Annotated in this window: 10 protein-coding genes, 2 tRNA genes, 1 other RNA gene and 1 pseudogene; 7 read left to right on the top strand and 7 right to left on the bottom strand. The window is 76.0% G+C overall.

The annotated features are described in order from the left end of the window. Nucleotides 1–69 precede the first annotated feature (69 nt). Nucleotides 70–165: signal recognition particle sRNA small type (ffs, locus tag OF117_RS17145), an RNA gene on the bottom strand. Nucleotides 166–379: 214 nt separating this feature from the next. Between ffs and OF117_RS17150 the strand changes: the two are divergent. Next, nucleotides 380–1,213 (top strand): annotated as a pseudogene (locus OF117_RS17150) (DMT family transporter); the annotation flags it as partial. 63 nt (nucleotides 1,214–1,276) lie between these two features. On the opposite strand, the gene OF117_RS17155 reads toward OF117_RS17150, so the two are convergent. Further along, nucleotides 1,277–1,361, bottom strand: a tRNA-Ser gene (locus OF117_RS17155). Between the two features lie 186 nt (nucleotides 1,362–1,547). Here OF117_RS17155 and OF117_RS17160 point away from each other — a divergent pair. Both OF117_RS17160 and OF117_RS17165 read left to right on the top strand, forming a co-directional pair. Further along, the gene (locus tag OF117_RS17160; protein ID WP_263554061.1) at nucleotides 1,548–1,895 is read left to right on the top strand and encodes a hypothetical protein; all 348 of its coding nucleotides are present in this window, start codon (nucleotides 1,548–1,550) and stop codon (nucleotides 1,893–1,895) included. A gap of 7 nt (nucleotides 1,896–1,902) precedes the next feature. Beyond that, entirely contained in the window at nucleotides 1,903–3,603 is a 1,701-nt protein-coding gene (locus tag OF117_RS17165; RefSeq protein ID WP_263554062.1) for a serine/threonine-protein kinase, read from the top strand. Between the two features lie 106 nt (nucleotides 3,604–3,709). On the opposite strand, the gene OF117_RS17170 is transcribed toward OF117_RS17165, so the two are convergent. From OF117_RS17170 to OF117_RS17190, 5 genes are all read right to left on the bottom strand, one after another. Then, nucleotides 3,710–3,797: transfer RNA gene (locus OF117_RS17170), tRNA-Ser, on the bottom strand. Nucleotides 3,798–3,807: 10 nt separating this feature from the next. After that, entirely contained in the window at nucleotides 3,808–4,275 is a 468-nt protein-coding gene (locus OF117_RS17175; RefSeq protein WP_263554063.1) for a nucleoside deaminase, read from the bottom strand. A gap of 88 nt (nucleotides 4,276–4,363) precedes the next feature. Then, on the bottom strand, nucleotides 4,364–5,029 hold the full coding sequence (locus tag OF117_RS17180; RefSeq protein WP_263554064.1) for an HAD-IA family hydrolase: 666 nt from the start codon (nucleotides 5,027–5,029) through the stop codon (nucleotides 4,364–4,366). Beyond that, nucleotides 5,026–5,520 (bottom strand): tRNA adenosine deaminase-associated protein, encoded by a 495-nt coding sequence (locus OF117_RS17185; RefSeq protein ID WP_263554065.1) that lies wholly within the window; start codon nucleotides 5,518–5,520, stop codon nucleotides 5,026–5,028. Before OF117_RS17185 ends, OF117_RS17180 begins: the two co-directional genes overlap by 4 nt. Then, nucleotides 5,517–6,179: an O-methyltransferase gene (locus tag OF117_RS17190; protein WP_263554066.1), complete on the bottom strand. Its 663-nt coding sequence runs from the start codon at nucleotides 6,177–6,179 to the stop codon at nucleotides 5,517–5,519. Before OF117_RS17190 ends, OF117_RS17185 begins: the two co-directional genes overlap by 4 nt. Before the next feature lie 43 nt (nucleotides 6,180–6,222). Between OF117_RS17190 and OF117_RS17195 the strand changes: the two genes are divergently transcribed. From OF117_RS17195 to OF117_RS17210, 4 genes are read left to right on the top strand one after another with little or no spacing between them, the layout of a single operon-like run. After that, nucleotides 6,223–6,666, top strand: a complete 444-nt coding sequence (locus OF117_RS17195) for a PaaI family thioesterase (RefSeq protein ID WP_263554067.1) — start codon at nucleotides 6,223–6,225, stop codon at nucleotides 6,664–6,666. Beyond that, entirely contained in the window at nucleotides 6,666–7,616 is a 951-nt protein-coding gene (locus tag OF117_RS17200; protein WP_263554068.1) for a prephenate dehydrogenase, read from the top strand. The genes OF117_RS17195 and OF117_RS17200 overlap by 1 nt, the downstream gene beginning before the upstream one ends. 47 nt (nucleotides 7,617–7,663) lie before the next feature. Continuing rightward, complete coding sequence (locus tag OF117_RS17205) at nucleotides 7,664–7,912, top strand: DUF2630 family protein (RefSeq protein ID WP_263554069.1); 249 nt, start codon at nucleotides 7,664–7,666, stop codon at nucleotides 7,910–7,912. A gap of 56 nt (nucleotides 7,913–7,968) precedes the next feature. Beyond that, a complete protein-coding gene (locus OF117_RS17210; protein WP_263554070.1) occupies nucleotides 7,969–8,964 on the top strand; it encodes a UDP-glucuronic acid decarboxylase family protein in 996 nt (331 codons plus the stop codon). Nucleotides 8,965–9,012: the final 48 nt, after the last annotated feature.

Below are 9,012 nucleotides of genomic sequence, written 5' to 3' on the forward strand. Positions count from 1 at the left end.
AGCAGCGGCTCCGCGCGGCCGGGGGACGGCAGCTGGTCGCGGTGCGATCCGGAGGATCGCGAGGCAGCAGACAAGGACCCCCCGCACACCCGCCAGAGCCCGCTTATCCTTGCTGCCTTCCGGCCCTGGGGAGGTTCACGGGGTGACGCCGCACGAGGGGTCTGCCGACCACTCTAGAGGAAGTCGTTCGCGCGCCGGGCGGACCCGCCGCTAAGGTCTGCGGCCATGACCTCCCGGCACGCCCGCGCGCTGCCCCCGCCTCGCTCCTGATCCGGAGCGCCGCGGGCCGTGCCCGCCGCTGACCGGCCGGTCGAGCACCGGCCGTCGTTCCGTGCGCTCCGGACCCGCGGCCCCGTCTGGTCCTCGTCCCAGGAGCGTCATGTCCACCCCTTCCCCCGCCGCGCCCGGGCGCGGTTTCCTCCTCGTCGTCCTCGCCGCGCTGTGCTGGGGCACGGCCGGCATCAGCGGCCAGGTGGTCGCCCATCGCAGCGACCTCGGCCCGCTCGACATCGCCTGGCACCGCATGGCCATCGGCGCCGCCGTGCTGCTCCTCCTGCACCTGGCCACCCGGTCGCGGCGCGCCGACCGCCCGCAGCCCGTCGGGCGCCCGGGCCGCGGCGTCGCCGTCCGGCTGGCGCTGGTCGGCGCCGGGCTCGCGGGATACCAGCTGGCCTACTTCGCCGCGGTGACGACCGCGGGCGTGAGCATCGCCACGCTCGTCGCCCTCGGCCTGGCGCCGCTGCTGATCGCGGTCGGGGCGACCCTGCTGGGGCACGGCCGTCCCGACCGGACGACGCTCGTCGCCCTCACCGCCGCCCTGGCCGGGCTGGTCCTGCTGGTGGGCATCTCGGCCGGCGCGGACTCCGGGACGGCGGTGGTGCTGGGCGCGCTGATGGCGGTCGGCTCGGCGCTGGGCTACGCCGTGGTCACGCTCGCCGGCGCCGGCGTTCCGGCCGGTGTGCCGGTGACCCTGGCCGGGTTCGCCGGCGGAGCGGTGCTGCTGACCCCGGTCGCGCTGTCGATGGGTCTGCGCTCGACCACCGAACCGGGCACGCTGGCGGTGCTGCTCTACCTGGGGCTGGTGCCCAGCGCGCTGGCGTACGCCCTGTTCTTCGCCGGGCTGAAGAGCGTGCCGGGCGCGGTCGCCTCGATCGCCACGCTGCTCGAGCCGCTCACCGCGACCGCGCTGGCCACCGCGTTCCTCGGCGAGCGCCTCGCCCCCGGCGCGCTGGCCGGGGGCCTGCTCGTGCTGGCCGCGGTCGCGGGCCTCTACCTGCGGAGGATGGGAGATTCGAACTCCCGAGGGGTTGCCCCCAACCCGCTTTCCAAGCGAGCGCCATAGGCCACTAGGCGAATCCTCCAGTGCGGCCCGATCCTACCGGTCACTCCCGCCGTGGTCGGGCGGCGCCCCGGGGCGTGCGTTCCGGCGCGTGCTCCGGACAGCCGGGGCGGGCCCGGTGCGGCATGCTGCCACGGGAGGGGTGGCCGGCGACGGCCACCGGCCCGGTCAACAGCGCGCGGGCCGCAGGAGTGAGGAGGACAGCCAGATGAGCGAGTCGGACGGGGTGCGACCGGACGTGGTCGACGCGATCGTCGGCGTGCTCAGGGGCGGCGACCCGTCGACGCTGCCGGCGGGCGCCACCCGTGAGGAGAAGGCGGCGGCCAAGGACCGCTATCTGTCGGAGTTCCTCGCCGAGCGCAGCAAGCGCGATCGGCAGGCGCAGGCGTGGGAGCTGCTGCTGACCCGCAGCTACGACGAGCCCCCGACCTGGGCGCGGATCTTCGACGACCTGTCGCCGGAGGCCGTCGCGGAGCTCGGGGATCTCTACGACGCGCTGCCCGCCGGCGCCCAGGAAGAGTACGCGCGCCGCTACGGGACCCCGTCGGCGGTCTGACGCCCAGGTGACATCGCCCGGCCACCTCGTCGCAGCCCGCTACCGACTGCGCGAGCAGATCGGCGGCGGCGGCATGGGCGCGGTCTGGCTCGCCCGCGACGAGCTGCTCGGCCGCGACGTCGCGGTCAAGCAGGTCCTCCCCCCGGCCGGCGCCGACGCGGCGGCGGCCCGGCAGCAGAAGGAGCGCGCGCTCCGCGAGGGGCGGATCGCCGCCCGGCTCAGCCACCCGCACGCCATCTCCGTCTACGACGTCGCCCTGGAGGACGGGCAGCCGTGGCTGGTCATGGAGTACCTGCCCTCCCGCAGCCTGGCCGCCGTGCTCTCGGAGGAGGGCGTGCTGCGGGTCGACCAGGTGGCCCAGATCGGCGCCCAGGTGGCCGACGCGCTCGCCGCCACCCACGCCGCCGGCATCGTGCACCGGGACGTCAAGCCGGCCAACGTGCTCATCGGACGCGGCGGCCGGGTCGAGGGCCTGGTCAAGATCACCGACTTCGGCATCTCGCACGCGAGCGGCGACGTCACGCTGACCCAGACCGGTCAGATCACCGGTACCCCGGCCTTCCTCGCCCCCGAGGTCGCGCAGGGCTTCGAACCGGGTCCGGCGAGCGACGTCTTCTCCCTCGGCGCGACGCTCTACACCTGCCTGGAGGGCCAACCCCCGTTCGGCATGGGCGACAACGCCCTGCAGCAGCTGCACCGCGTGGCCGGCGGGATCATCACGCCGCCGCGGCACTGCGGGGCGCTCACCGAACCGTTGCTGCGCCTCCTCGCGACCGACCCGGCCGACCGGCCGGCGATGCAGGAGGTCCGCGACGAGCTGGCCGGCCTGGCCGCCGGGCGGGACGGCGACACGACCACGGTGCTCACGGCGCGCACCGACATCACCTCCCCCGGCCGGGCGCGGACGTCGCGCTTCGGCGCGGTCGGCGCGGCGGGAGCAGCGGGTGCGGCAGCCGCCGGGCCGGGGGCAGCGGCACCTCCTCCGCCGACCCCGGCTCCGCCGCCGCCCCGGCCGCCGTCCCGGGTCCCGGACTCCGAACCCGCCCGTCCCGCCCCGGCCGCGCCGCCGGCCGCAGTCGAACCGGCCGACCGCCGCGGCACCGCACCCGCTGGGGCGGACGGACGACGGCGCCGCCGGGCGCTGTGGTGGGTGGCGGCGGCCGCGGTCGCCGTCATCGCCGGCATGCTCGGCTTCTGGGCCGCTGCCCCGGACGGCGGCGGAACGGCGGCGCAGCAGACTCCGCCGACGAGCGCTCCGGCGACGACGCCGGACGAGCCGACGCAGGGGTCACCGGAGACGCCGCAGGAGCCGTCGGCACCGACGTCCGCCCCGGACACGAGCGAGCCGTCCCCGAGCGAGCCGGCGGGCGACCCGTTCCGCGCCGAGGCCGTCGAGGGCTTCCTGGACGACTACCACGCGCTCGTCGTGGACGACCCCGGCGCCGCCTACGCCCGGACGGGGCCGACGCTGCAGGGCCTCATCGGACCCGAGGGGTACGCGGACTACTGGGCGCAGTTCGCCGACGTCGAGCTCGCCGACGTGGACGCCCGGGACGGCGCGCCGGTCGTCACCGGCGAACTCGTCTTCCGCTATCCCGACGGCACCTCGCAGCGCGAACTGCACCGGTTCACCATGACCACCGGGCCGGACGGTGAGCTCCTGCTCGACCGCGACGACTCGGTCCGGGTGCTCGAGGGCCGGGGCTGACGCGCCCGCGCCACGGCGGCCGCGGCCGACGCGTCCGCGCCGCACACGACGACGGCGGCGCCCGACCGGGTCGTGGACCCGCGCGGACGCCGCCGTCTCGTTCGTGTGGCGGTGGCGGTGGGATTTGAACCCACGGAGGGTTGCCCCTCACACGCTTTCGAGGCGTGCTCCTTCGGCCGCTCGGACACGCCACCGCCAGGAAGACTACAGGCCCCGCCGATCGCGGAAGAACGCGCGTAGCAGCGCGGCCGACTCCTCGGCCCGGACCCCGCCGGTCACCTCGGGCCGGTGGTTGAGCCGCCGGTCGCGGACGACGTCCCACAGCGACCCGGCCGCTCCCGCCTTGGGGTCGTCCGCGGCGTAGACGATGCGGGCCACGCGCGCCAGCACGGCCGCGCCGGCGCACATGGTGCACGGCTCGAGGGTGACGACGAGCGTCGCGCCGGTCAGCCGCCAGCCGTCACCGTGCACCGCCGCGGCCGCCCTCAGCGCCAGGACCTCGGCGTGCGCGGTGGGGTCGCCGCGCCTCTCCCGCTCGTTGGCCGCCTCGGCCAGCACCCGCCCGTCCGGGGCGAGCACGACGGCGCCGATCGGCGTGTCGCCCCAGCCGACGGCGGCGGCGGCGAGCTCCAGCGCGCGGGTCATCGCGGTGTCGACGTCCGCCGTCAGCACCCTGCCCCCCGCGGGCCCGTGCTGTGGGTGCCGTCGGCACTCAGAGCACGGGCGGGGCCGGACGACCGCCAGGGGGGCAGCGCGTCGGTCACGAGGCCGCCCCGTCCAGCGCGATGCCGGTCAGGGCCGACAGCTCGGCCAGCGCCGCGGCCGGGTCGACCACCTTGATGGTCCGCATGCCCAGTGCCCGCGCGGGCTTGAGGTTGATGCCCAGGTCGTCGAGGTAGGCGCACTGCTCGGCGGCGATCGGCCGGCCCGCGGCGGCCGAGAGCCGCTCCAGCGCCCGCCGGTAGATCTCCGGCTCGGGCTTGCGCACGCCCTCGACCGACGACTCCACGACGGCGTCGAACAGCCCGAGCAGCTCGCCCAGCGCACCCGACCGCGGCATGGGTGCCACGTTGTTCGACAGCAGCGCGAGCGGGATCCCGGCCGTCCGCAGCCGGCGGACCGCCCACACCATCGCCGGATGCAGGTCGCCGGCCAGGGCGGCGAGCACCCGGGCGGCGTCCACCCGGTGGCCGGAGGCCAGCGCCTCGGCCTCGAACGCCTGGCGGAAGCCGGTGACGTCGACCTCCCCGCGCTCGTACCGCGCCCATGCGTTGGTGTCCGGATCGGTCGCGTTCAGCCGCCGGATCAGACCGTCGGGGAGCCCGGCCTCCCGCTCGTAGGCGGCGAAGGCCGTCATCGGGCTGTCGGTGATCACTCCGCCGAGGTCGAAGACCACCGCGGTGACCGGCGTCGCACCCGCGTTCACGCCGGCACCACCGCGGCGAGCTCGTCGGCGAAGCCGAGCCGGCGGGCGATGCGGGTCACCATCTCATCGGCCCAGAGGTCGTCGGCGGTCACGATGGGCCGCAGCTCCGCCGCGGGCAGGCCGTCGTCGGCGAAGACGTCGAGGTCACCGCCCGGCCAGCCCGACTCGTCGTCGTCGAAGGCGCCGTCGGTGTCGACCGCGATCCCGTACCGCTCGACCACCTCGGCGGCCAGCACCCACTCCTGCATGGTCGCGTCGGAGATCAGCGCGCGGACCATGCCGCCCGGTCCGTGCCGGAGGACGACGAAGTACAGACCGGAGTCGACGACGACGACGAACGGCCCCGGCCACCCGTCGGCGCCCGGTTCGCCGAGCGCGCGCTCGAGCACCGGCAGCTCGTCCTCCGCGTCCTGCGCCAGCAGTTCGACCCGCCAGCGCTGCCCGGGGCGGCTGACCCGCACGGCGTAGCTGGGCCGTGACGTCCCGGTCATCGCTTCCGCAGCAGCGTCAGCCCGTCGGCCAGCGGGAGCAGCACCGTCTCCCAACGCGGGTCGGTGGCCAGCGCCTCGTTGAGCGCGACCAGCACCCGGTCGTCGTCCGTCTGCGGATCCAGCACCCGGCCCTGGCGGAGCATGTTGTCGAGGAGGACGACGCCGTTGGGCGTCATCCGCGGGTGGAGCTCGTCGACGTAGGCGGGGTAGCCGCCCTTGTCCGCGTCGACGAAGGCGAGGTCGAACGTCTCCTCGACGGGCAGCGCGCGCAGCAGGTCCAGCGCCTCGCCGAGGCGCAGCTCGATCCGGTCGGCGACACCCGCGGCCTCCCAGTACCGGCGGGCGACCGCCGTCCACTCCTCGCTGCGGTCCAGGCACAGCAGCCGGCCGTCGGCCGGCAGCCCGCGGGCGAGGCACAGCGCCGAGAAGCCGGTGAACGTGCCGATCTCGATCGCCGTCCGGGCACCGAGAGCCGCCGTGAGCAGCTGCATGAACGTGCCCTGCTCCGGCGCGATCTGGAAGGTGGGCGGCGCCTCGCCGCGGTCGGCCATCGCGGCGGTCTCGGCGAGCAGGTCGGTGACGACCGGGTCCGGCGGCTCGGAGCTGGCCCGCACGTAGTCGGCGAGTTCCGGCGTCAGGAGGAACGACCGCGGCGTCATGGCTGGCGAGGGGGGACGGACACGTGGGTCATAACCTCTGATCATGGCCGACGCCGCGCCGCCCGACACCGCCCCCGACGTCAGCGAGGCGCTGTTCGCCCGGCTGGCCGCCGATCCGCTGGCCGCGCACCTGGGCATCACGCTCGAGCAGGTGCGGCCCGGCTACGCGCGCGCGTCGATGACCGTGGGCCCGCAGCTGCTCAACGCGGTCGGCATGGCGCACGGCGGCGCGACGATGGCGTTGCTCGACGTGGTGCACGCAGCGGTGAGCAACAGCCACGGCACGGTGGCCATCGCCCAGGACGTGCACACCGAGTTCCTCGCCGCAGGCCGGCCCGGTGACCGGCTCACCGCCGAGGGCAGCGAGCTGCACCGCAGCAGCCGGACGGCGGTCTACCGGATCGAGGCCCGCTCGGACGACGGCCGGCTGGTGGCCACGGCGCTGGCCCGCGTCTTCCGCACCGACCGCGACTGGGCGGCCGGGTGATGTCCGGCGGCCCGGGCCTGCCGGTGCCGACCCTGCCCGCTCCGCCGGTCTCCGTCGTCGGCCTCGGCCAGCTCGGGGGCTCGCTGGCGGGGGCGCTGGCGGCCGGCGGCCGCGAGGTCTCCGGGTGGGACGTCGACCCGTCGGCCCGCGATGCCGCGGCCGCGCGGGGGGTGCGCGTCACCCGTGAGCTGGCCGGCGTCGTCGTGCTCGCCGTCCCGCTGCCGGCGATGGCCACCGCGCTCGACGACCTGATCCTGGACCCCGGCGCGACCGTCACCGACGTCGGCTCCGTCAAGCGGGTCGTGCTCGACACGGTGGGCGCGGCCCACGGACGGCGGTTCGTCGGGGGGCACCCGATGTGCGGGACGGAACGGTCCGGGCCGGACGCGGTCGACCCGTCGCTGTTCGCCGGCGCCCGCTGGGCCCTGTGCCTGGAACCCGCCACCGACCTGGCCCGCTGGCTGCGGGTGGCCGAGGTCGCGCTGGCCGTCGGCGCCGAGGTCGTGCCGGTGACCGCCGCCGAGCACGACGACGCGGTGGCCGCCGTCAGCCACGTGCCGCACCTGCTCGCCGCCGCGCTGGCCGCCGCGGCGGCCGAGGCCGGGCCGCTGGCCCTCGCGCTCGCCGCGGGCAGCTTCCGCGACGGCACCCGGGTGGCCGGCAGCGACCCCGCCTTCGTGACCGCGATGCTGGCCGGCAACGCCGGACCGGCCGCGGCGGCGCTCGCGCGGCTGCGGCAGCAGCTGGACCGGCCGTGGCCGGACCTGGTCGCGGCCGGGCACGCCGGCCGGGCCGCCTGGTCCCGCGGGACGGCGCCGGGTCGGCGGACGGTCCGGGTGCCCCTCGACCGGGCCGCGCTGCTGGCGGTGGGCCGGTCCGGTGGGGCGATCACCCGTCGGCTGGCCGCCTTCGTGGAGGGCTGGGTGCCCGACGACGCGGCCGACGGGTGACCGGCCGGACCGTTTCCGCGGGCGGGGGCGAGGGCACCGACAGCGCCATGACGGACAGCGCCATGGACGAGAAGGACATCCTGGGCCGCATCTCCGCACTCGTCGACGAGGAGCACCGGCTGCGGGAGGGCACCGAGCACACCGAGGACCAGCGAGCCCGGATGCAGCAGCTGGAGGTGCAGCTGGACCAGTGCTGGGACCTGCTGCGCCAGCGCCGGGCGAAGCGGCAGTACGGCGAGGACCCCGACGAGGCGCAACCCCGCCCGGAGCGGGAGGTGGAGGGGTACCTGCAGTAGGGGCGAACACTTCGGCGCCGAAGTGTGCCCTGCCGGTGCCCGGGTATGCGGCGGCCATGCAGCGGAGCGTCGCCCCCGTCCCGGCCGAGCGCACGGTCCGCCGGGCGGTGGTCACCGGCGGGGCCGGCTTCCTCGGCTCCCACCTGTGCGAGCAGCTGCTCGCCCGCGACGTCGAGGTGGTGTGCCTCGACAACTTCCTGACCGGCTCGCCGGAGAACGTCGTCCACCTGATGGAGCACCCGGGCTTCCGGCTGGTCCGCTGCGACGTCACCGACTTCGTGCACGTGCCCGGGCCGGTCGACCTGGTCCTGCACTTCGCCTCGCCGGCCAGCCCGCTCGACTACCTGAAGATGCCGATCGAGACGCTCAAGGTGGGCAGCCTCGGCACGCTGCACACCCTGGGCCTGGCCCACGAGAAGGGCGCCCGGTACGTGCTGGCCTCGACATCGGAGGTGTACGGCGACCCGCTGGTGCACCCCCAGCACGAGGACTACTGGGGCAACGTCAACCCGGTCGGTCCGCGCGGCGTCTACGACGAGGCCAAACGCTTCAGCGAGGCCATGACGACCGCGTACCGGACGTCGAAGGGCACCGACACCGGCATCGTCCGCATCTTCAACACCTACGGGCCCCGCATGCGCGCCGACGACGGCCGCGCCATCCCCGCCTTCATCGGGCAGGCGCTCGACGGCCGGCCGCTGACCGTCGCCGGCGACGGCTCGCAGACCCGGTCGATCTGCTACGTCGACGACACGGTGGCCGGCATCCTGGCGCTGGCCTTCTCCGGCTCCCCCGGACCGGTGAACATCGGCAACCCCGACGAGCTGTCGATGCTGCGCCTGGCCAGCTGGATCGTGGAGCTGACCGGCTCGGCGTCGCCCATCAAGTTCATCGACCTGCCCGTCGACGACCCCAAGGTGCGCCGGCCGGACACCCGCCGCGCCGAGCAGGTGCTCGGCTGGCGGCCCGCGGTGCCCTCGGAGGAGGGGCTGCGACGCACCGTGGCATGGTTCGCCGCCCGGATGGGGACGACGGCGGCCCGGGCCGGGTAGCGAGGTGTCGCGCCGAGTGGGCCCCGGAGGGGTCCGCGCAGGCGGGAC

Source organism: Geodermatophilus sp. YIM 151500 (assembly GCF_025716945.1).
Lineage (GTDB): Bacteria > Actinomycetota > Actinomycetes > Mycobacteriales > Geodermatophilaceae > YIM-151500.